21 protein-coding genes are annotated in these 20,196 nt (G+C 69.7%); 11 read left to right on the top strand and 10 right to left on the bottom strand.

Features of this window, described 5'->3' with window-relative positions:
• Positions 1–1,254 (bottom strand): MFS transporter, encoded by a 1,254-nt coding sequence (locus tag ACIBHY_RS41050; protein WP_397256621.1) that lies wholly within the window; start codon positions 1,252–1,254, stop codon positions 1–3.
• A 98-nt stretch (positions 1,255–1,352) separates the two neighbouring features.
• A complete protein-coding gene (locus tag ACIBHY_RS41045) occupies positions 1,353–2,342 on the bottom strand; it encodes a LacI family DNA-binding transcriptional regulator (protein ID WP_397256619.1) in 990 nt (329 codons plus the stop codon).
• Between the two features lie 128 nt (positions 2,343–2,470).
• Between ACIBHY_RS41045 and ACIBHY_RS41040 the strand changes: the two genes are divergently transcribed.
• Positions 2,471–2,740 (top strand): hypothetical protein, encoded by a 270-nt coding sequence (locus ACIBHY_RS41040; RefSeq protein WP_397309570.1) that lies wholly within the window; start codon positions 2,471–2,473, stop codon positions 2,738–2,740.
• Between the two features lie 251 nt (positions 2,741–2,991).
• On the opposite strand, the gene ACIBHY_RS41035 is transcribed toward ACIBHY_RS41040, so the two are convergent.
• A complete protein-coding gene (locus tag ACIBHY_RS41035; RefSeq protein WP_397309569.1) occupies positions 2,992–4,326 on the bottom strand; it encodes a pyridoxal phosphate-dependent decarboxylase family protein in 1,335 nt (444 codons plus the stop codon).
• A 91-nt stretch (positions 4,327–4,417) separates the two neighbouring features.
• On the opposite strand from ACIBHY_RS41035, the gene ACIBHY_RS41030 reads away from it, so the two are divergent.
• From ACIBHY_RS41030 to ACIBHY_RS41010, 5 genes are all read left to right on the top strand, one after another.
• Positions 4,418–4,906, top strand: coding sequence for an Lrp/AsnC family transcriptional regulator (locus ACIBHY_RS41030; protein ID WP_397256613.1), 489 nt, complete (start codon positions 4,418–4,420; stop codon positions 4,904–4,906).
• A gap of 11 nt (positions 4,907–4,917) precedes the next feature.
• Positions 4,918–5,658: an N-acetyltransferase gene (locus ACIBHY_RS41025; RefSeq protein WP_397256611.1), complete on the top strand. Its 741-nt coding sequence runs from the start codon at positions 4,918–4,920 to the stop codon at positions 5,656–5,658.
• Between the two features lie 39 nt (positions 5,659–5,697).
• Complete coding sequence (locus tag ACIBHY_RS41020) at positions 5,698–6,528, top strand: SDR family NAD(P)-dependent oxidoreductase (protein WP_397256609.1); 831 nt, start codon at positions 5,698–5,700, stop codon at positions 6,526–6,528.
• 81 nt (positions 6,529–6,609) lie between these two features.
• Positions 6,610–8,157: a glutamine-hydrolyzing GMP synthase gene (guaA, locus tag ACIBHY_RS41015; protein WP_397256607.1), complete on the top strand. Its 1,548-nt coding sequence runs from the start codon at positions 6,610–6,612 to the stop codon at positions 8,155–8,157.
• A gap of 333 nt (positions 8,158–8,490) precedes the next feature.
• A complete protein-coding gene (locus ACIBHY_RS41010; RefSeq protein WP_397256605.1) occupies positions 8,491–9,024 on the top strand; it encodes a VOC family protein in 534 nt (177 codons plus the stop codon).
• Between the two features lie 531 nt (positions 9,025–9,555).
• Here ACIBHY_RS41010 and ACIBHY_RS41005 read toward each other — a convergent pair.
• Positions 9,556–9,753 (bottom strand): zinc-binding dehydrogenase, encoded by a 198-nt coding sequence (locus ACIBHY_RS41005; RefSeq protein WP_397309568.1) that lies wholly within the window; start codon positions 9,751–9,753, stop codon positions 9,556–9,558.
• A gap of 286 nt (positions 9,754–10,039) precedes the next feature.
• Between ACIBHY_RS41005 and ACIBHY_RS41000 the strand changes: the two genes are divergently transcribed.
• Positions 10,040–11,005, top strand: coding sequence for a fibronectin type III domain-containing protein (locus ACIBHY_RS41000; RefSeq protein WP_397309567.1), 966 nt, complete (start codon positions 10,040–10,042; stop codon positions 11,003–11,005).
• A gap of 188 nt (positions 11,006–11,193) precedes the next feature.
• On the opposite strand, the gene ACIBHY_RS40995 is transcribed toward ACIBHY_RS41000, so the two are convergent.
• Together ACIBHY_RS40995 and ACIBHY_RS40990 are read right to left on the bottom strand one after the other, a co-directional pair.
• Entirely contained in the window at positions 11,194–11,631 is a 438-nt protein-coding gene (locus ACIBHY_RS40995; RefSeq protein WP_397309566.1) for a DUF6640 family protein, read from the bottom strand.
• Positions 11,631–12,734 (bottom strand): FAD-dependent monooxygenase, encoded by a 1,104-nt coding sequence (locus tag ACIBHY_RS40990; protein WP_397309565.1) that lies wholly within the window; start codon positions 12,732–12,734, stop codon positions 11,631–11,633. Before ACIBHY_RS40990 ends, ACIBHY_RS40995 begins: the two co-directional genes overlap by 1 nt.
• A 258-nt stretch (positions 12,735–12,992) precedes the next feature.
• On the opposite strand from ACIBHY_RS40990, the gene ACIBHY_RS40985 reads away from it, so the two are divergent.
• Both ACIBHY_RS40985 and ACIBHY_RS40980 read left to right on the top strand, forming a co-directional pair.
• Positions 12,993–14,243, top strand: a complete 1,251-nt coding sequence (locus ACIBHY_RS40985; protein WP_397309564.1) for an SGNH/GDSL hydrolase family protein — start codon at positions 12,993–12,995, stop codon at positions 14,241–14,243.
• Positions 14,244–14,381: 138 nt separating this feature from the next.
• Complete coding sequence (locus ACIBHY_RS40980) at positions 14,382–14,819, top strand: hypothetical protein (RefSeq protein ID WP_397309562.1); 438 nt, start codon at positions 14,382–14,384, stop codon at positions 14,817–14,819.
• Between the two features lie 5 nt (positions 14,820–14,824).
• Here ACIBHY_RS40980 and ACIBHY_RS40975 read toward each other — a convergent pair whose 3' ends face one another.
• Entirely contained in the window at positions 14,825–15,679 is an 855-nt protein-coding gene (locus ACIBHY_RS40975) for a haloalkane dehalogenase (protein WP_397309561.1), read from the bottom strand.
• Between the two features lie 81 nt (positions 15,680–15,760).
• On the opposite strand from ACIBHY_RS40975, the gene ACIBHY_RS40970 reads away from it, so the two are divergent.
• Positions 15,761–16,192 carry a MarR family winged helix-turn-helix transcriptional regulator gene (locus tag ACIBHY_RS40970; RefSeq protein ID WP_397256594.1) on the top strand — a complete coding sequence of 144 codons (432 nt, stop codon included), beginning with the start codon at positions 15,761–15,763 and terminating at the stop codon, positions 16,190–16,192.
• Here ACIBHY_RS40970 and ACIBHY_RS40965 read toward each other — a convergent pair.
• Positions 16,170–17,555: an MFS transporter gene (locus ACIBHY_RS40965; RefSeq protein WP_397309560.1), complete on the bottom strand. Its 1,386-nt coding sequence runs from the start codon at positions 17,553–17,555 to the stop codon at positions 16,170–16,172. The genes ACIBHY_RS40970 and ACIBHY_RS40965 overlap by 23 nt on opposite strands.
• Before the next feature lie 77 nt (positions 17,556–17,632).
• Between ACIBHY_RS40965 and ACIBHY_RS40960 the strand changes: the two genes are divergently transcribed.
• Positions 17,633–18,103: a winged helix-turn-helix transcriptional regulator gene (locus tag ACIBHY_RS40960; RefSeq protein ID WP_397256591.1), complete on the top strand. Its 471-nt coding sequence runs from the start codon at positions 17,633–17,635 to the stop codon at positions 18,101–18,103.
• On the opposite strand, the gene ACIBHY_RS40955 is transcribed toward ACIBHY_RS40960, so the two are convergent.
• Positions 18,028–19,395 carry a hypothetical protein gene (locus ACIBHY_RS40955; protein WP_397309559.1) on the bottom strand — a complete coding sequence of 456 codons (1,368 nt, stop codon included), beginning with the start codon at positions 19,393–19,395 and terminating at the stop codon, positions 18,028–18,030. The two genes, ACIBHY_RS40960 and ACIBHY_RS40955, sit on opposite strands and share 76 nt — an antisense overlap.
• Before the next feature lie 51 nt (positions 19,396–19,446).
• A complete protein-coding gene (locus tag ACIBHY_RS40950; RefSeq protein ID WP_397256587.1) occupies positions 19,447–20,169 on the bottom strand; it encodes a polysaccharide deacetylase family protein in 723 nt (240 codons plus the stop codon).
• Between the last annotated feature and the right edge of the window lie 27 nt (positions 20,170–20,196).

The raw sequence follows: 20,196 nt of genomic DNA, 5'->3' as shown, positions 1-20,196 counted from the left end.
CTAACGCACACCCTTGATCTTCAGTACGGCCAGCGAAGCGATCAGCGAGACCACGATCCCGACCAGGAAGAGCGTGGTGTAGCCGCCCATGGTCACCAGGAAGGCGGCGAGGGCGGGGGCGGCGATCTGCGGGCCGGCGTTGGCGATGTTGAGCACGCCCATGTCCTTGCCGACCTCTTCCTTGTTCGGCAGCACCTTGGTCACCAGGGCCATGTCCACGGCCATGAAGATGCCGAAGGCGACGCCGTGCAGGACGTTGTAGACGAGCATGCCCTCGAAGGACGGCATGAGCAGCGGGATGCCCAGCGTGATCGCCGAGGCCAGACCGGCGATCAGCGCGAACATCCGGAACCTCGCCACCTTGTCCGACAGCGGGCCGATCAGCACCACCGCCAGGAACGTCGCGACCTGGCCGACGAGCATGAGCATGCCCATCTTGGAGACGACCTCGGCCTTCGGGATCTTGATGAAGTCCTCGAGCAGGAAGAGGTTGAAGGTGAAGATCATCATGTAGCCGAGCATGATTCCGAAGCGCCCGACGAACGCCCACAGGAAGTCCCGGTGACGCAGCGGCCGCACGAACGCCGCGAGAAACTCGCCCATGTCGAACGGCTGGCGCGGCAGCTCCGTCGACGAGCGGTCGGGGCTGGCCAGCACGATGAGCAGGGCCGCGGCGACCAGAACCCCCATGACCACGTAGTACGCGCCGCCGTCGGCCAGCTGCGGCATGCTCATGAACATCAGGGCGGCGGCGATCGTGGCCACCGGCGTGCCGAGGCCGAACAACGCGGAGAAGGTGCCGTAGCGGCGGGCCGGGACCCGGTCGGGCAGGATCGCGGTGATCGCGGCCTGGTAGCCGTTCATGATGAGCTGCACGCCGGCCCAGCTGATGCCGAGCATGAGCACGCTGGCCGCGTTGGCCTGCAGCAGCAGCGCGAGAACGCCGATCGCGACGCAGCCGAGGATCCAGGGGGAGCGGCGGCCGAACCGGGAGCGGGTCCGGTCGGAGATCTGGCCGAAGATGGGGTTGGCGATGGTGGCCATGAGCGGGCCGATCGAGTTGGCCAGCCCGAGCGCGGCCACGTCGTTGGTCCCGGTGATCAGCTGGACGTGGCGGGGCAGCAGGAACGCGCCCACGCCGATCCAGAGGAACATGACCGCGACGTTGGCGAGGGGGAGCGTGAGATAGAGCGGGCCGAGACGGAATCCGCGATCCTCATCTGCCGTGGGGGCTTTGCCCTGAACATGGGTCATCGACCAGGACCTTTCCAGCAGTGGTGATACGTATCACCGACGATTGCTCTGGACTGTAGGTCGCCGGTCCCCGCGTGACAAGACACGCGGCCAAGTTGTTACGAGCTGGATCTGACGATCAGACGTGGGCCGTAGACGCTGATGACCGTCCCCGGCTCCGCGGTGCGGTCGCCGCGGACCAGTTCGTCGATGAAGGCGGCCATTCCGGCCGGGGTCGCCGTGGTGTCGAAATGGACGCTCGTCAGGCGGGGGCGTACCAGGGAGGCGAGCAGCAGGTCGTCCGCGCCGACGATGGCCACGTCCTCCGGGACCCGCACGCCGGCGTCCTGCAGCGCGCTCATCAGCAGCAGCGCGTACTCGTCGTTGTAGGCGAAGATCCCGTCGGGCAGGTCGTGCCTGGTGGCGACCGCGCGGGCGGCCTCCTCGGTGAAGGCCAGGTCGATGCGTTCGGCGCCGGGCGCCACCTGGCGTACGCCGCGCAGGCGGCCCGCGCCCATGAGGTCGACGCCCTCCTCGCGGGGGACGATCGCGGCCAGCCGCCTGCGTCCGCGTTCGGCCAGGTGGCGGGCGGCGCAGGCGCCCACCGACTCGTGGTCCATGACCACCGTGGGCACCAGCGGGGACGGGGCGTCGGCGAAGCCGATCACGGCCCGCGTGCCCGAGGCGCGCAGCAGGTCGACCGAGGCCTTGGTGAGCCGGTCGGCCTCGACGATGACCGCCGTCGGGCGCAGTCCCGCCCACACCTTGGCCGCCGGCACGCCCTTGAGGTGGCGCTCGCCGTACTGGACGAGGGTGTAGCCGCGCGGCCGGAGCTCCTCGCCGAGGTCGTCGAGCAGATCGCGGACGAGGCCGCCCGTGCGGGCGGGGGACAGCGGGACCAGCACGATGCCGCTGCGGCCGGTGCGCAGAGTGCGGGCGCTGGCGTCGGGCACGTACCCGAGCCGGGCTGCGGCGTCGCGCACGCGCTGCCTGGTCTCCTCGCTCACCCGGGCGTTGGGGTTGTCGTTGAGCACGTAGGAGACGGTGGCCTGGGAGACGCCGGCGGCCCTGGCCACGTCCACGCTGGTCGGCGGTCTGTTCGAGGTCACACTCTTGTCCCGTCCATCGTGGGATGCTATCAAGCGCTTATACGTATAACATCAGGCCCTCTCCGGCCCGCGCTCGCCCTCGCCACTCGCTCGGCGGCCTCACGCTCGGCGCCGCCGTCGACCGCCTCATGCCCGGCCGGGCGATCGGCTCCGACCCCGCCTTCCGGCTGCCCGTGCTGGAGGGCGGCACCCCGATGACCGACCTGATGGCACAGGCGGCTGATCGCGGCCACGCACCCGGGGCGCAGGTGGCTGATCCGTCGTTTTTGGTGTCACCGGAGTTCCAGGAGGAGTTGGTGGGGAAGGGATTCGAGGTGAAGGTGGTCAAGGGCGCCGAACACACGATCCACCGGCACCTGTTCGAGGACTTCATGGCGGGGTTGGATGGCCGGCTCTGAAACTCCCGGCAGCGCGGAACCCGGAGCCCGCGCTGCCGGGCCCCACCCCACCCCCTCCTGAGCCACACCTCCCGAGCGGCCCCTCTCGGGCGGTCTGCTGCCTGTCCCACCGTCCGGCCCACCGCTGCCGTGCCGTGGCTTGTTGGCCGTGTCGCGCCGCGTCTCCTGGGCTACACGGCCTTCGGGGGTGGCTCTCCCGCCGCCGGTTGCCCCTGTGAGGGTTCTCCTGGCTTTGGTCCGTGAGTCCTGCGTCACGTGCTATCCCTTGGGCCAGGCGGGGCAAGGCGGGTGATTTCGTCGAGGAGGTGTTCCAGGTGGCTGTCGTCGGTTGCCGGGTTCATGACGGTGACGCGGAGGTGGCGGATGCCGTTCAGGACGGTTGAGGTCAGGTAGAAGGTGCCGTCGGCCATCATGCGTTCGCGGATCCCGGCCGTGTCGGCCGCGCCGTACCGGAAGCAGACGATGTTGCTCTCCGGCTCGTACGGCAGCGCGAATCCCGGTCGGCGGCGAGCCAGCTCCCAGAAGCGGTGGGCGGCGGCATAGCGGCCGGCCACGAAGTCGCCGAGGCCCCGCTCGCCCCGCCAGGCGAGGTTCAGGAAGATCTTCAGACCGAGTTCGGCCTTGGTGCACTCGACGGTCCTGCCGATCAGGTCGAAGCCCTGGTCGCCGTAGAAGATGTAGCTGGCGTCCTGCTGGAAGGCGGCGTCCAGGGCGCCATCGCGGCGGACCAGGACGGCGGCGGCCAGGGAGGACGTGCGGAGCATTTTGTGGGCGTCCCAGATGAGGGAGTCGGCCAGTTCGACGCCGTCGAGCAGGTGGCGGTGGGCGGGGCTGAGGAGGGCGGAGGCGCCGTGGGCGCCGTCTACGTGGAACCAGATGTCCCGGTCGCGGCACCACTGTCCGACCGCGCGAAGGTCGTCGTGCAGGCCGGTCCCGGTGGCGCAGGCGGACGCCACCAGCGCGATCGGCCGTTTTCCGGAGATTTCGGGGAATCGCGCGACGGCCAGGCGGCCCAGCTCGTCCGTCGGCAGCTCCACCACCGCCTTCTGGCCCAGGCCCATGATCGAGGCGGCCCGCGAGACCGAGTAGTGCGCCGACGGCGGCGCCAGGATCACCAGGTCGTCGGGGGTGCCGTTCGCCCACGCCTCGGGCGCGGCGTGCGCGCGGGCGGCCAGCAGGGCGGTGAGGTTCGCCAGCGAACCCCCGTGGGTCAGCACGCCGGCGCCGCGCGGGAAGCCGGCCTTCTCCAGCATCCACCGGATCACCTCGAACTCCACCGTGGCCGCCGCCGCGCCCATCTCGTAGATGGCCATGGGGTTGTTCGTGGCGCCGTGGATGAAGTCGGCCAGCGCGGCGGGAAAGTCGGGAGAGGCGACCTGATGGGCGAGATAGGCGGGGTGGTGGAGTCGGGTCCCCTCGCTCAGGAAGGCGTGGAGGAAGTCCTGGTACGTCTCCGTGCTCAGCCCGCCCTCCCGGATGAGCTCGGCCAGGCGTAGCCTCCCGGCGATCTCCGCCGGCGGCCGCTGCCGGACCACGGGCACCTGGCCGCGCTGGCTCTCCTCGACGTAGGCGGCCAGTTCGCTCACGGTGACGGCGGCAGCTTTGGTAAAAGCCTCAACATCCCACATACCCCGAAATATCCGCGCTCAGCAGGGCATGTGGCTAGATTTACCGAATATGAGGGACCAATCGGGGCAGGCAGCCGAACTCGATTCGATTGACCTGGCGATTCTGGCCGAGTTGCAGAACGACGCTCGGCTGCCCAACAAGGACCTGGCGGAAAAGCTCGGCGTGGCACCCTCCACAGCCCTGGAGCGGGTACGCGCGCTGCGCCGCCGTGGCGTGATCACCGCCTTCCGCGCCGACGTCGACATCGCCCGCCTCGGCCGCCCGCTGGAGGCCCTGCTGGCGCTGCGGGTACGCCCGCACACCGCCCAGCTGTCCGACCCGCTGCGCCGGTTCGTCCTGAGCCTGCCGGAGACCATCACGCTGTTCAACGTGGCCGGCCCCGAGGACTTCCTCGTGCACGTGGCGGTCGCCGACGCCACCAGCCTGCACCGGCTCGTACTGGAGAAGTTCCTGGTCCGGCCGGAGATCGTCCACCTGCAGACCACCTTGATCTTCAAGACCGAAAAACAGGCGGTGCAACGGCCCTCCGAACTGTGAGAATGTCCGCCATGTCCCTCCGGATCACCACGCTGGCCGAGCGTCCCGAGTTCGCCGAGTCGTTGTGGGACATGGACACGGCCTGGCCGGAGTTCATGTTCAACGACCCGATCGCGGACCTCTTCTACGCGGTCGCCACCACCCACTACGCCGAGTACATCCTGGTCGCCGACGACTCCGACGAGCCCGGCCGGATGGTGGCGCGCGGCTGCATGATCCCGTTCAACTCCCGCGACGGCGAACTGCCCGAGGACGGCTGGGACGCGGTCATCAGGCGCGGCTGGCTGACCAGGGACAGGGGCACGACGCCCGACGCCCTCTCCGCCCTGGAGATCACGATCAGGAAGGACCTGCTCGGCGCCGGACTGTCCCGTCACATGGTCGCCGCGATGCGCGAGCGGGCCGCGCGCCTGGGCTACTCCGAACTGCTCGCGCCGGTCAGACCCAGCCAGAAGCACCTGGAACCGCGCACCCCCGCCACCGAGTACGCCTTCCGCACCCGCGCGGACGGCCTGCCGTACGACGCCTGGCTGCGCGTGCACGTCCGCGCCGGCGCCACGGTGGAGAAGGTCGCCCACCGCTCGATGACGATCTCCGGCACGCTCGGCGAGTGGCGGGAGTGGACCGGCCTGCCGTTCGACGCCGAGGGTCCGGTCGAGGTGCCGGGAGCGCTCGTTCCCGTGCACTGCGATGTCACCCACGATCACGCGGTTTACGTCGAACCGAACATCTGGGTGCGCCACTCGCTCTGATAACGTTCTTGGTGCCAAGCGAGCGCTCGGGAGGCTGGCGTGCGGGAACTCTCCGGCAAGGTCGCAGTGGTCACCGGAGCGGCGAGCGGCATCGGCCGCGCGCTCGCGGTCCGCCTGGCCGAGGAGGGCATGAGCCTGATGCTCGCCGACGTCGACCCGGGCGGGCTGGCCGAGACCGCCGCGCTGGCCGGGCGCGGCAGGGTGCTCACGCAGATCACCGACGTCTCCGACGACGCCGCCGTCCAGCACCTGGCCGCGCGCACGTTCGGCGAACTCGGCGCCGTCCACGTGCTGTGCAACAACGCCGGCGTCTTCCAGGGCGGCCACATCTGGAACCGCACCACCGAGGACTTCGCCTGGCTCCTGGGCGTGAACCTCTGGGGCGTGCTCCACGGCATCCAGGCCTTCGTCCCCCGCATGATCGAACAGGACACCGAAGGCCACATCGTCAACACCGTCTCGGTGGCGGGGTTGTTCGCCGCGCCGTACACGGCGGGATATGCCGTCAGCAAGTACGCGGCGTTCGCCGCGTCGCAGACCCTCGCCCAGGACCTCGCGATCACCGGCTCCAAGCTGAAGGTGACCGCGCTGTGTCCCGGCGCGGTGCGCACCCAGATCAACACCTCCGAGCGGGTACGGCCCGCCGACCTCCTCGTCGGCCGCACCCGCGACGACTACGCCGCCCAGGGCATCATCGACGCCATCATGGAGCGGGGCATCGACCCCGCGGACGTGGCCAGGCAGGTGGTCGAGGCGATCCACGAGGAGCGCTTCCTCCTGCTCACGCACCCCGAGTACGCCAAGGGGCTGCGTGAGCAGCTCGAAGCCCTGCTCGACGGCGCCCTTCCGCCGCTGCCCGGCTACGAGTGACCGCGGCGCCGTCCGCAGCGGGGCGGGGTGCGGGGGCCGATACACTGGGTGTACCGCATTCGCTGTTGGAGGGTCTGTCTCGTGTCTGAGTTCGACACTGTGCTCGTGGTCGACTTCGGTGCGCAGTATGCGCAGCTCATCGCCCGCCGCGTGCGCGAATGCCACGTCTACTCGGAAATCGTCCCCTCGTCGATGCCGGTCGAGGAGATGCTGGCCAAGAAGCCCAAGGCGATCATCCTGTCGGGTGGGCCTTCGTCGGTCTATGCCGACGGGGCGCCGGCCGTACCGGATGGGCTGTTCGAGACGGGTGTGCCGACGTTCGGCATTTGTTACGGCTTCCAGGCGATGGCACGTTCCCTCGGCGGCGACGTCGCCCGCACGGGCGTGGCCGAATACGGCGGCACCGCGCTCGACGTGCTCAGCGAGGGCGTGCTCTTCGCGGGCCTGCCCGACAAGCAGAAGGTGTGGATGTCCCACGGTGACGCCGTGGCCACCGCGCCCGCCGGCTTCGTGGTGACCGCCTCGACGTCCGAGACCCCCGTCGCCGCGTTCGAGGACACCCTTCGCGGCCTGTACGGCGTGCAGTTCCACCCCGAGGTCCTCCACTCCGAGCACGGGCAGGCGGTGCTCAAGCACTTCCTCGACGCGGCCGGATGCCGTCCGAGCTGGACCATGCTCAACATCGTCGAAGACGCCGTCGAAGCGGTACGCCGGCAGGTCGGCGAGGGCCGCGCCATCTGCGCGCTGTCCGGCGGCGTCGACTCCGCCGTGGCGGCCGCCATCGTCCAGCGGGCCATCGGTGACCGGCTGACCTGCGTCTTCGTCGACCATGGCCTGCTGCGCAAGGGCGAGGCCGAGCAGGTGGAGCGCGACTTCGTGGCCGTCACCGGGGTGAAGCTGCGCGTGGTGGACGCCGCCGACCGCTTCCTGAAGGCCCTGGACGGCGTGACCGACCCGGAGGAGAAGCGCAAGATCATCGGGCGCGAGTTCATCCGCGTCTTCGAGGACGAGCAGCGGGCCATCATGGCGGACGGCCCCGTCGACTTCCTGGTCCAGGGGACGTTGTACCCGGACGTGGTCGAGTCGGGCGGCGGCACCGGCACCGCCAACATCAAGTCGCACCACAACGTGGGCGGGCTCCCCGACGACCTGCAGTTCCAGCTCGTGGAGCCGCTGCGGACCCTGTTCAAGGACGAGGTACGGCGGGCGGGCGAAGAACTCGGACTGCCGTCGGCGATGGTGTGGCGGCAGCCGTTCCCGGGGCCCGGACTGGGGATCCGGATCATCGGGGCGGTGACCAAGGAGCGGCTGGACCTTCTGCGCGAGGCCGACGCGATCGCCCGCGAAGAGCTGTCGCGGGCCGGGCTGGATCGGGAGATCTGGCAGTGCCCGGTGGTGCTGCTGGCCGACGTACGGTCGGTGGGGGTGCAGGGCGATGGGCGCACCTACGGCCACCCGGTGGTACTGCGGCCGGTCACCTCTGAGGACGCGATGACCGCGGACTGGGCCAAGGTGCCTTACGACGTGCTGTCGCGCATTTCGACCCGGATCACGAACGAGGTCCGCGAGGTCAACCGGGTGGTGGTCGACGTGACCAGCAAGCCCCCGGGCACCATCGAGTGGGAGTAAGAGCCAAGGGCTAGATTCTCGCGTGGCTCGCGCGTCTTTCTGAGGCCCACCCGCTGCCCGGCCAAGTGGTTGGGCAGCGGAAGCCCGACCACCGCTCGCTATCCAGCTACCCAGGGTGCTCTCGGAGACGGCATCATCCACGGTCACCACCGGGCAGATGCCAAAGGCGTCAACCGGTGCCGACCGACCGAACCATGTGCCGCCGGCTTGGCACGGCCCCTGGCAACGTCCGCGACAGGGGCGACCCAAGCCAACGAGCTGGACCCGGCAGCGAGTCCTCGGGGCGCCAATTGCGGTAAGAAGCTGACCGCAATCATCTCTAGCCTTCACCGCATGGAGACGACCAAGCAAACTCCCGAACCCCAGGGCGAGAACACCGTGAACGGGTTCATCGTCGTTGACGGAGCCGCGCCTTTCATCGACTTTCTCGTCGCTGTCTTCGATGCGACTGAGCGGGAGGAAGCCCGCACCCCTGACTTCTACGCCGGAGACGGAACGCTGATCCACGCCGAAGTCAAAATCGGCAACTCGTTGCTCATGGTCGCTGACCGTAAGGCCGACTGGCCGTTCACCCCGGCCCTGACTCAGGTGTACGTCGCCGACCCCGAGGAGACGATGCGCAGAGCGGTCGAACGCGGGGCGACCGTCATCACTCCGGCGTCTTCCTTCTACGGCGGGTACGGCATCGCCCGCTTCCTCGACCCTTGGCACAACCTGTGGTGGCTGTTCTTTCCCGAGGCGGAAACCAGTCCGGCGGCCGGGGAAGAGCCGAGCTGGGAGGAATCCGCTGACCCCGGCCCTGTATACACGACGCTGCTCAAGACGATGGTCACGCTGGCCGACTCCCGTACCGGTGGCATCGGATGACCTGACCGGCATGGGGGATCTTCCGCTGCGAGGCGGGCCGACCCCGAAGGAACCTCCCGGCCAACGTGACGGACGGAAACCGACGCGGCGAGGCCCTGGGGGTTGCTCAAGGTCGGCGAAGACATCGTGTGGATTGAGCTGCCCAATGCGCCGCCCGACCTGGTGATCGTGGCCGCCCGCTGTCCCGGCCGCGTCGACCACCCGTGTCCTCTCGCCCAGCAGGACCGGCCTCACTCCTGCTGAATCGTGGCCCCATCCTCCCGGGTGGCGAGGCCACTCCGCGCAACCCTGCGCCGCGTGGGGTGGCGTCGCTCCACGTCACCTCGCGCCACCCCGCACCCCCCTGCGCCGCGTGGGGCGAAGCCACTCCACGTCACCTCGCGCTGTGTGGGGTGAGGTGGCACCGGGCCACCTCGCGTCGGGTGGGGTGAGGCCACTCCGCGTCACCTCGCGTCGGGTGGGGTCAGGTCAGCCCGTGAGACCTCGCGCCGCGCCGGGACCCGGACGGTGCGTTCGGAAGAGACGGTGTGTTCAGAAGATGAGCGCGATCTTTCCGTTCAGGCTCCCCCGCTGGAAGTGCTCGTGCGCGGCCTTCACGTTCTGTACGGCGTATTGCGCGTCGACCCGGATCTTCAGCCGCCCGCCGTCAACGGCCGTGGCGAGTTCGGCGAGCCCCCGGCCGTCTTCGCGCACCTGGTTGACGGTGGTGCGCATGCGGCGAGCCCGCATGCCCAACTCTCCAAAAATGCCAATATGTTCGATGGCCATCCAACACTAGCGCCGTCGCGGACCGCCGGGGTCGGAGCCGCACCTGCCACGACAAACAGCAAATCTCGCCTGGCTCAAGGCGCTTTCCGCTGCCGAGCACCCCCGAAAGGGGGTCAGAGCGGCCGAGGGAACAGGCGGGACCGGATAAAGGGCGGCCCGGGTGACCCGGTTGGGTTCCTGTGGGGAAATCCATCGTGTGGCGTGTGGACGTATTACGGGCAGGTGCCGCCCACGAAGGGAACCAGAGATGATCAAGCGCCTCCACAGGTTCGCCACCATCCTCGCCGCGGTGGCCGTGGCCGCGGTGATGTTGTCCCCTCCGAGCTCGGCGGCCGTCGCTCTGTCCGCGCCTGAGCCGCTGCGCGTCGACACCGTCACCGCGACCCAGATCTCCTTCCACTGGTCCCAGAACACGTCCGGGAGCGTGGGCGTCCTTCGTGCCCGGATTTACCAGCACGGGGCTCTGGTCACGACCACGCGGCTCCAGCGCTACACCGCTTCCGGGCTGGTTCCGGGCGCCACGTACTCCTTCCATGTCATCGCCGCCGATGACGCCGGGAACACCTCGCCGCCGAGCCGTACCCTCACGATCACCACGCGCGGACCGGGAGTGATCCCGCCCGGACCGGCGAACCTGCGGGCCACCGAGGTGGCCTCCGCGCGGGTCGGTCTCGCCTTCGAACAGCCGGACGACAGCTGGGACATCAGCTACTACGAGGTTCTCGACGGGGGCGCGGTCGTCGCCACGATCCCCGCCGGGCCCTTCGACGGGACGGAGACGATCGGTCTGGCGTTGCGGGGGCTCACCGCGCAGTCGTCGCACACGTATGTGGCACGGGCGGTTCGTACGGCCATAGGCGTGTCGCCCTCGTCGAACACCCTGACGCTCGACACGCTTGCGCGTACGGACGTGGCCGCGCCGTCGGCTCCCACCGGGCTGGTGGCGAAGACGGCCAGGTACGCGTGCTTCACCGTCGACCTGACCTGGACGCAGTCGAGTGACAACGCCGATCCGCAGTCCGCGATCGACTACGAGGTCCTGGTCAACGGCACGCACGATGGCTGGGTACGCGGCGCCGGGGCCTACACCATCGGCATCGTGCCCGTGGGGGACAACACGATCACGGTCCGTGCCGTGGACGGCTCCGGCAACGCCTCGGCCGCCGCCACGACCACGTTCGTGCGTTCGCCCGGCTGCGGCGACGACGCCTGACATGTAGCGGTCCAGCCCGAGGCGCACCCGTCTTGGGCTGGACTGCGCTGTGGTCACCACCCGGTGAGATCCGCGTGATCGATCACCGCGCCGGGGACGGGAGCTGCACTCCGATGATTCGAGACCGCAGCCGCCGGGCTCGCCTGCGAGGGATCATCCGACGACGCCGCCCGGCCAGAGTGCCGCGCTCATGACCGGGTGGCGGTGTCTCTGGGCTCGCGGAGGGTCGCCGCTGCCGCGACGAGCAGGGCCGCGAGCAGGACGATCGCCATGAAGACCTGCCCGTGCAGGCCGAGGACGAAGACGGTGCGGTCGGCGAACTCCGGGTCGTAGGTGGCGGTGCCGGGGAAAAGGAGCGCGCCGACCATGCCAAGCCACGGGACGGCCAGGATGGCGGCGGCGTGGAGCAAGGTGTTCCGGTCTCGCCGGAGCGCGAGGGCCAGGCCGGTCAGGCCGAGAAGCACGGTCATCACCATGTACTGGGCATCGTGGAACTTGGCGTGGGGCGGCCACGACGGGTTGAACGCGTGTTGCGCCGCGAGGTCGGGGATGACCAGGTCGGCGAGTACGGCTCCGAAGGTCGTGATCGCCGCGACGGCGATGATCAGGAGACGGGGGAGGGTCATCAGATCGTCCAGGTGTAGGTGGGGGCGAGCGAGCGGTTGAAGAACATCTTGGGCAGGAGGGGGAGGGCCGCGTCCCGCAGCGTGGTCATGGGAGCGGACGTCCAGTGCGCGGGGGCGCCGACCTGGCGGGAGCGGCGGACGATCATTTGGGTCCGGGGCCTGCGGGCGCGGTCGTAGGCGGCCGGTCCCGCGTGCGGCCCGAGGGTGTCCAGCGCGTGCGCGAGGGTGACCGCGTCCTCGAGCGCCTGGCAGGCGCCCTGTCCCAGGTTGGGCGTCATCGCGTGGGCCGCGTCGCCGAGAAGGGCGACGTTTCCTGAGACGTACGTGGGCAGCGTCGGCAGCTCGTAGGTGTCGCGTTGCACCACCGCCTCCTCGTGCACGGACTCGAGCAGCGCGGGGATGGGCCGGTGCCAGCGGGCGAAGCGTTCGCGCAGTTCGTCCAGGCCGATGTCGGAGCCGGCCGGGGCGTTGGCCATCACGTAGCAGTAGATACGGCCGTCGGGCATCGGCAGGTACCCGAAACGTTCGCCTCTGCCCCACGTCTCCACGCTCTCCTCGACGGGTTGGGGCGGGCCGATGAAGCGCCAGGTGGTGTAGCCGACGTAGCGCGGACGGGCGAGGCCGGGCCAGAGGGAGGCGCGGGTCACGCTGTGCACGCCGTCGGCGCCGACCACGACGTCCGCGGTGGAGACGCCGCCGCTGTGGCGGACCGTGCCGTCGGGCCGCACATCCTGTACGGCGACGCCGGCCCGCAGAGCCTCGGGCGGCACGGCCGCTCTCAGCAGGTCGACCAGTGCGGCCCGGTGCACGGTCACCCACGGGCCGAAGCGGCGCTTGAGGTCGTCGACATCGTGGCGGACCAGCCAGTCCCCCCGGCTGCCGCGGATGCCCGCGGGCGGACCGGCGAGGACGCCGGCGCGCAGACGCTCGCCCAGTCCGAGGGCGTCCAGCGCGCGCAGGCCGTTGGGCTGGATGCTCAGTCCGGCGCCCACCTCGGTGAACTCGGCGGCGCGTTCGAGGACTTCCACCTGGATCCCACGCTGGTGAAGGGCGGCGGCCGTGGCGAGCCCGCCGATGCCGCCGCCCACAATGATCACTTTCACGCGCACATCTCCTTGACGGTCAGAACGGCAGATGCCTTAGAGGCTCTAGATTTCTTAGAGTCATTAAGTAAACATAGAGGCTCTAAGAAGTCAATCGAGCCTGCTCCTCACGTCGTAGTGCCGGGCCCGGATCTGCCCTGGACGTCGTAGCCGGACGAACGCCCCCAGGGCGATGATCGCGGGCGGCTCCGCGGCGATGATTTCCCCATGTGAGGCGCCCGTGCCCCCACGTGCGCGACTTTCGTGAGGAGACATCCCTTGCCTGTCCAACCCCGACGACTCGCCATCGCCTTCGCCCTCGTCCTCGCCGCCGTGACCACGGGAACGGGGGTCGCGTCCGCCGAGAGCGGCACCCGTGGCTGGGCCGCCACCTGGACCGCTTCGCCGCAGCGGCCGGGCGTCAACTACACGCCGAACTGGTCAGAGGAGGGCTTCTCCCAGCAGACGGTTCGCCAGGTGGTCCGGATCAGCGTGGGCGGTGTGGCGGCCCGGGTGCGGCTGTCCAACGTCTACGGGACCACCCCGCTGAAGGTCGCGGGGGCCACGGTCGCGCGGACCGCGGACGGCGCCGCCGTTCGGCGTGGGTCGGTTCGGCATCTCACCGTCAACGGTGCGAGGGCCTTCTCGGTCTCGGCCGGGGCCGAGATCGCGAGTGATCCGGTGCCGCTGCCGGTGGAGGCCTTGAGCTCGGTCACGGTCACGCTCTACCTCGCCGCGCCGACCGGTCCGGCGACCTACCACGCCCAGGCCATGGCGCCCAGCTACCGCGCGAGCGGCGACCACCGGGCCGACGTGGGCGGCGCGGCGTTCACCGAGACCACAGTGTCCTGGTACTACCTGAGCGGGGTCGACGTCATCGGCGGTACGCATCGCCGGGGCGTGGTCGCCTTCGGGGACTCGCTGACCGACGGCTACGGGTCGAAGCCGGGCGCCGACAACCGCTATCCCGACGAGCTGGCCGAGCGACTGGCCGCCGCCGGTCGGCCGCGGGCCGTACTCAATCAGGGGATCGGTGGAAACCGGGTGACGGTCGACTCGATGCAGCTCGGCGACAAGGGCACGTCGCGGTTCCGGCGCGATGTACTGAGCCAGCCGGGCGTGGGCACGGTCATCGTCCTGGAAGGCATCAACGACATCGGGATGAGCCGGGCGCCCTCTCCGATCGGCGCGCCGCCCACGGATGTCTCGGCGCGGCAGGTCATCGCCGGGCACCGTGAGCTGATCCGGCAGGCGCGGGCCAAGGGTGTGCGGGTCATCGGCGCGACGCTGCCGCCGATGAAGGGCTCGCAGTACTACGACGCGGTCAGCGAGGCCAAGCGGGACGAGGTCAACGCCTGGATCCGCACGTCGGGTGAGTATGACGCGGTGCTCGACCTGGACCGCGTCCTTGCCTCGTCCTCCGACGGGGACCAGCTCGACCCTGCCTATGACTCCGGTGACCACCTGCACCTCAACGACACGGGGTACCGGGCGGTGGCGAACGCCGTCGATCCGGCCGACCTGCGCTGAAGGCCGACACCCATGAGCCCTTCCCCTGGCGGGGCCGGGGGAAGGGCCGCGGGTAAAGCGAATCCAAAGCGGCCGACCCTAGACTCCTGCATCGATCCCATGGGGCAGCCTCACGGCGGGCGCGAAAAGGAGTCAACGGTGAAACTGGCACGCGGCATCCTGGCAACCATGGTCGCGAGCATGCTGGCGGTCGTGTCGCTGTCCCCGGCGGCGAGCGCTCAAGCCGGACCACGCTCCTGGGACTGCGAACGGGAAAGGTGGCCCAACGACGGCGACGCCGGGGGCGTTTCCGGCGCCGCGACCTTGCAGTGGAACAACACCGCCGCCAAGGCATGGGTGGCGTTCGATGCCTACAGCGAGAAGTTCACGCTGGTGAACAAGACCAAGGCCGACACGAGGGGGCGGTTGTGGTTGAAGAACGCCTGGGGCGCCTGGGTGGTGTTCGACATGATCTGGGTGGACGCCGACGAATCATCGGAACGGCATGACCTGTCCCTCGACGAAGGCGAAGCGGTCCAGATAGAACTCCGGCTGAACGGCCGTGGCACGTGCTCCATCAGCACGCTGTGTGCCTGAACCGGTCAGCGGAGCTTGTTGCGGTCGGCCCACGCGGCGATCGCCGCCGCGATCCTCTCCGGCTGGTCCTCCGTGGCGTGGTGGCCCGCGGCGCCGGCGTACTCGACCTCCAGTGCCGCCACCGCGGACCTGCTCCACTCGGCCACCTCGGGTGTGATGAGCAGGACGGGCGAGCCGTCGAAGGTGAGCAGGAGCTTGGGGGTCTCGTGGCTGGCCGTGAGCCACTTTCCGTAGTGGGCGACGCGGTCGGCCACGTCGGCGGGCTCGCCGTCCAGCGGGATGGACCGGGCCCAGGCCAGGATCGGGCGGCGGCTCTCGGGGGTGGGGTACGGCGCGAGGTAGGCCGCTTTTTCTTCCTCGCTCACGGGGGTGAGGACGCCGCCGGTGTAGGCGGTCTGGATGAAGTAGTCGGTGCCGAGCACCAGTTCCTCGCCCTTGGGGGAGCGGATGGCCTCGGAGCGGGCGCGTGGGCCCTCTCCCAGGTCGGCCCAGGAGAGGGGGCGCATGAAGGTTTCGAAGACGGCGACGCCGCGTACCGTGCCGGGGTGGCGGGCGGCCCGGTCGAAGGCGAGCGCGCCGCCCCAGTCGTGGCCGACGAGTATCACGTCCTCCAGGCCGAGGGCGTCGAACCATGCGTCCAGGTAGCGCGCGTGGTCGGCGAAGGTGTAGTCGATGCCGGGCTTGCCCGAGCGGCCCATGCCGATCAGGTCGGGCGCCAGCAACCGGCCCTCGCCGACCAGCGGGAGCACCTTGCGCCACATGTGGGAGGAGGCGGGGTTGCCGTGGAGGAAGACGATGGGGGTGCCGGAGCCGGTCTCCTCGTAGTGGATGGTCGAGCCGAGGACCTCGATGGTGGGCATCTGTACTCCGTTAGTCAGATAAACGTTAGTGGCACGAACGAAATTACATCGTTAGTGCCACTAACGCAATAGCCTTGGCCCATGGAGAAGACCCCGGCCCGCCTCAGAAGGGTGCCGAGCAGACTGCTGGGCCTCGCCGCCGCCCAGGCCGACCGGGTGGTGACCTCCGGGTTCGCCGAGCTGGGCGCGCGCAAGTGGCACTACAGCGCCCTTGTCGCCCTGCACGAGTCCGGACCGGCCAGTCAGGCCGAGCTGAGCGACCGGACCGGGATCTATCGCAGCGATCTGGTCGCCGTCATCAACGAACTGGCCGAGCGCGGGTTGGTCGAGCGGACGCCGGACCCCGACGACCGGCGGCGCAACGTCATCTCGATGACGAAGGCGGGGCGGGAGCAGTTCGCCCGGCTGGAAGCCGCGCTCGTGGCGATGCACGAGGAGCTCCTCGCCCCGCTGACCGAGGCAGAGCGAGAGCAGCTCATCGACCTGCTGGTCAAGCTCGTGTTCTCGCCTTGAGCGGCGCCGCCGTTCCCTTCGAGGGCCTGCTCGGCAGCATCACGATCGCCGCCACCAGCCCCACCGCCGCGATGCCCGCCGAAGCCATGATCGCCGCCTGGTATCCCGCGGTCAGCGCCTCCTGCGAAGGGTTGGGGCCGGAGACGGTGGTGGCCAGGGAGACGAGGGCGGCGACGCCGATGGAGATGCCCACCTGCGGGGTCACGTTGAACAGGCCTGAGGCCAGCCCCGCCTCCTCCGGCGTGGCCTCCGCCGTGGCGGCGATGGTGACGGCCACCACCAGCAGGCCGAAGCCGATGCCGGTCAGGAGTTCGGGGGCGAGCAGCGCGCCGAGGAAGGTGCTGGCGGGGGTGATGCGGAGGTACGCGACGGCTCCGGCGGTGATCAGGGTCATGCCGGTGACGGCGGTGGCGCGGATGCCGAATCGGCTGACGAATCGGCCGCCCACGGTCGAGGCGGTCAGGGCGATCGCGATGGAGATGGCGACGACCGACAGGCCGGCTTCGGTGGCGGAGTAGCCGAGGACGTACTGCGTGTAGAGGGTGAGGATGACGAACAGCGGCTGTGCGGCGGCGGCGACCAGGAACATGATCGTGTTGCCCGCGCGCAGCAACGGCTTGCGGAAGATCGAGAGCGGCATCAGCGGGTTCTTGGAGCGCGACTCGATGACCAGGAACAACGCCAGGAGAACGACGGCCAGGCCGCCCAGGGGCAGGGACGACTCCACGACGGCGTACATGAGCAGGCCGAGGCCGGCCGTCGAGGTGATCGCGCCGAGGACGTCGAAGCCGCGGGCGCCGGAGGGCGCGACGCGGGGGAGCAGGCTGAGGGCGAGGACGGCGACGACGACGCCCACCGGGACGTTGACGTAGAAGACCGAACGCCAGCCGAGCCAGTCGGTCAGCACGCCGCCGAGGACGACGCCGGTCGAGGCGCCCACGCCGCCGACCGCGCCCCACAGGCCCATGGCCCGGTCGCGGTCGGGATCGCCGTTGAAGATGGTCATCACCAGCGACAGCGCGGCGGGCGCGACGAGTGCCGCGGCCATCCCCTGTACGGCCCGCATCGCCACGACCAGCGCCCCGCCGGAGGCGAGTCCGCCGAGCAACGAGGCGAGCGCGAACAACAACATCCCGGCGACGAACACCCGCCGCCGGCCGAAGAAGTCGGAAAGGCGCCCGCCGAGCAGCAGCAGGCCGCCGAACACGAGCGAGTAGGCCGTGTGCACCCACGACAGCTGTTCCTGGCCCATGCGCAGGTCCTGGCCGAGGAGCGGCAGCGCGATGCCGACGATGGTGGAGTCAAGGATGAGGACGAACTGGGTGGTGGTGAGGAGGGCGAGGGCGGTCCACTTGTTCTTCACGATGCTTCCTTAGGGGAACGACTTGTAACAGTGGACATCGTGTGTGACCATCAGGGCCTATGGAAGAAGGCACTTTCATGTCCCAGGGGAACACCGCTGTACCAGACCAGCTCAAGACGCTGGCGGACGCTCAGGCGCTCATCGACTCGGGCCAGTGCCCGATCCCGCCGCGCGAGATCCTTGACCGGATCGCCGGCAAGTGGGCGATCCAGATCATCGTGGTCGCCTCGCGGGGCCCGGTCCGGTTCACGGAGCTGGAGCGCACGGTCGAGGGCGTCAGCCGGCGCATGCTGACGCTGACCCTGCGCAACCTGGAGCGCGACGGCATGCTGGAGCGCACGGTGTATCCGACGGTGCCGCCGAAGGTGGAGTACCAGACCACGCCGATGGCGCTGGAGCTGTATGAGGCGCTGCTGACGGTGACCAACTGGTCGCGCAAGCACAGCGCCTGCGTCGCGCGGGCGCGCGAGATCTACGACCGGCGCTTGAACGAAGAGGCCAGCAGCGGCAGCAGCATGACGCCGACGAAGATCGGCGTGGCCATGTAGCGGAAGTCCTGGGCCGAGATGTTGGCCAGGATGGCCAGCTGCTGGCCGAGGACGATGGCGCCGACGCCGAGCACGTACCGGTTGCGCAGCGACCAGGCGGCCAGCGCGAGCGCGAGGTAGGACAGGTACGACCAGAGCGCGCCGCGCCACAGCATCCAGTCGACGGCCTTGTTGAGCGTGACGTCCAGCCAGGTGCCGGCCAGCGTGTGCAGGCCCTCGTTGAGCGGGCGCAGGGTGAAGACCTCGCGGCCCCGGTAGTCGGGCACCTGGTCCTCGCCGATGTAGGAGTCGGCGTTGGGGCGGCGGGAGAAGCGGTAGGTGTCGCCGCCGGTCTCCTCGTCGTCGGCCCAGAGCTGCCAGGCGATCGCGCCTCTGCACAGGCGGGTGTCCACAGCCAGGCCGGGCTCCTGAACCAGCAGCCGCTTCCACAGGTCGAGCAGTTCGGTGGCGTGGGCGTCGGCCTGCGGCCAGCTGAAGTCGCCACGCCAGATCAGCGGGTTGATCGTGTGGCAGGTGCCGCCCTTGTCCCAGCGCTTGAGCGGCGCGATCGTGGCGAGCATGGCCCGGTCGCTGTTGTCGAACAGGTCGGGACGCTCGTGGAAGGCGACCGCGATGTCGCCGAAGGCGGTGTGGTAGACGTACGTCTTGCTCGGCGCCGAGATCCCGATCAGCGGGAAGATCAGGTTGCTGAGCAGCAGGGGGATGGCGGCCGCCGCGGTGCCGAGCAGCGCCAGCCGTACCCTCAGAAGGGGCACGACGAGCAGGAGCGCGGCGACGGCGATCGCCACGACCAGGAAGCCGTTGGCGCGGAAGAGACCCAGCAGCGTGAACAGGGCCGACAGCGCGGCCAGGCGGCCGTTGGTGAGGTCGCGGTCGGCGGCCACGCGCGCGCAGACGCCGGCGATCGCGACCGCGCAGATCGTGAACGGCACGTCCTTCCACAGCGCGACGGAGAACGCGCCGAGCGGCGGCAGGAACGCCAGCAGGATCGCCATGGCGTTGGTCCAGCGCGGCGGCGCCCCGAGCGCGATCAGCGCCCGCGCGAGGAACGTGAGCGTGAGGGCCGTCGCGGTCGTCTGCAGCAGCGTCACCGCGCCGAGATCGCCGGTGAGCCGCATGCTGAGCCACAGCACGGAGTCGTAGAGGACCGAGTGGTCGCTGATCCACGGTCCGGCCAGGGTGTGGCTCAGATAGAGGACCGAGTCACGGCTGAACAGGCCGGGGTAGAAGGCCGCCCACCAGCAGAGCAGCACGATCTGGATGGGCAGGAACGTGGAACGGAGAACGCGCATGAGTCCTGAGGCCGGGGAGAGTGCACCTTGGGGGCAAACCCTACCCGGCTATTACGGATATACCATTCCCGGCGCGAGTTTCTTGCCGCCGGCCAGTTGGGGCACGGTGACGAGCGTGTAGCCGCGCTTCTTGAGCTCCTTGATGATCTCCGGCATGGCCCGCACGGTCTGCGGGACGGTCTCGTGCATCAGGATGACCCCGTCGCGCCTGGCCAGCCGCAACACCGCCGCCTTGATCTTCCTGACGTCGCGCGACTGCCAGTCGAGGGTGGTGCCGGTCCACATGACCTGCGACATGCCCTCCTGCGCGGCCAGCTCCACGATGCGCTCGTCGGTGTGCCCGTACGGCGGGCGGAACATCTTCGGCGTGATCCCCGCCACCCGCTCGACGATCTCCTGCGTGAGCCGCAGCTCGGTCGTGACCTGCTCGTCCATGAGCGAGGGCAACGACGGGTGCCCGTAGGTGTGGTTGCCGATCGCGTGCCCGTCGGCGACGGTCTTCCTCAGTACGGCCGGCCGCCGCTCCACCTGCTTGCCCATGACGAAGAACGTCGCCTTGACCTTCGCCTTCTTGAGCACCTTGAGCAGCTCGGGCGTCGTCTTGCCCGGTCCGTCGTCGAACGTCAGGGCCAGGCACTTGGCCTTCGCGCAGTTGACCTTCGCCGCCTGCGCGGGGATCGCCGGAAGGGCTGTTCCCACCACGAGTCCCGCCACGAGTCCGGCCACGAGTCCCGCCATGAGCCCCGCCGGCACCGCCACTCCACGCCCGACCACCGGGCACCACCTCCCCTTCGCGAACCC

The sequence above is a fragment of the Nonomuraea sp. NPDC050547 genome, assembly GCF_044457345.1.
In the GTDB taxonomy this organism is placed as follows: Bacteria; Actinomycetota; Actinomycetes; order Streptosporangiales; family Streptosporangiaceae; genus Nonomuraea.
The sequence above is the reverse complement of the archived record's forward strand: the minus strand, read 5'-3'. Positions and strand labels throughout refer to the sequence as shown.

What these genes read in the sequence shown, in the direction of transcription:
- ACIBHY_RS41050 (WP_397256621.1), bottom strand. Translation starts at nt 1,254, where the DNA reads ATGACCCATGTTCAGGGCAAAGCCCCCACGGCAGATGAGGATCGCGGA.
- ACIBHY_RS41040 (WP_397309570.1), top strand. Translation starts at nt 2,471, where the DNA reads ATGCCCGGCCGGGCGATCGGCTCCGACCCCGCCTTCCGGCTGCCCGTG.
- ACIBHY_RS41030 (WP_397256613.1), top strand. Translation starts at nt 4,418, where the DNA reads ATGAGGGACCAATCGGGGCAGGCAGCCGAACTCGATTCGATTGACCTG.
- ACIBHY_RS41025 (WP_397256611.1), top strand. Translation starts at nt 4,918, where the DNA reads ATGTCCCTCCGGATCACCACGCTGGCCGAGCGTCCCGAGTTCGCCGAG.
- ACIBHY_RS41010 (WP_397256605.1), top strand. Translation starts at nt 8,491, where the DNA reads ATGGAGACGACCAAGCAAACTCCCGAACCCCAGGGCGAGAACACCGTG.
- ACIBHY_RS41005 (WP_397309568.1), bottom strand. Translation starts at nt 9,753, where the DNA reads ATGCGGGCTCGCCGCATGCGCACCACCGTCAACCAGGTGCGCGAAGAC.
- ACIBHY_RS41000 (WP_397309567.1), top strand. Translation starts at nt 10,040, where the DNA reads ATGATCAAGCGCCTCCACAGGTTCGCCACCATCCTCGCCGCGGTGGCC.
- ACIBHY_RS40995 (WP_397309566.1), bottom strand. Translation starts at nt 11,631, where the DNA reads ATGACCCTCCCCCGTCTCCTGATCATCGCCGTCGCGGCGATCACGACC.
- ACIBHY_RS40975 (WP_397309561.1), bottom strand. Translation starts at nt 15,679, where the DNA reads ATGCCCACCATCGAGGTCCTCGGCTCGACCATCCACTACGAGGAGACC.
- ACIBHY_RS40970 (WP_397256594.1), top strand. Translation starts at nt 15,761, where the DNA reads ATGGAGAAGACCCCGGCCCGCCTCAGAAGGGTGCCGAGCAGACTGCTG.
- ACIBHY_RS40960 (WP_397256591.1), top strand. Translation starts at nt 17,633, where the DNA reads ATGTCCCAGGGGAACACCGCTGTACCAGACCAGCTCAAGACGCTGGCG.
- ACIBHY_RS40955 (WP_397309559.1), bottom strand. Translation starts at nt 19,395, where the DNA reads ATGCGCGTTCTCCGTTCCACGTTCCTGCCCATCCAGATCGTGCTGCTC.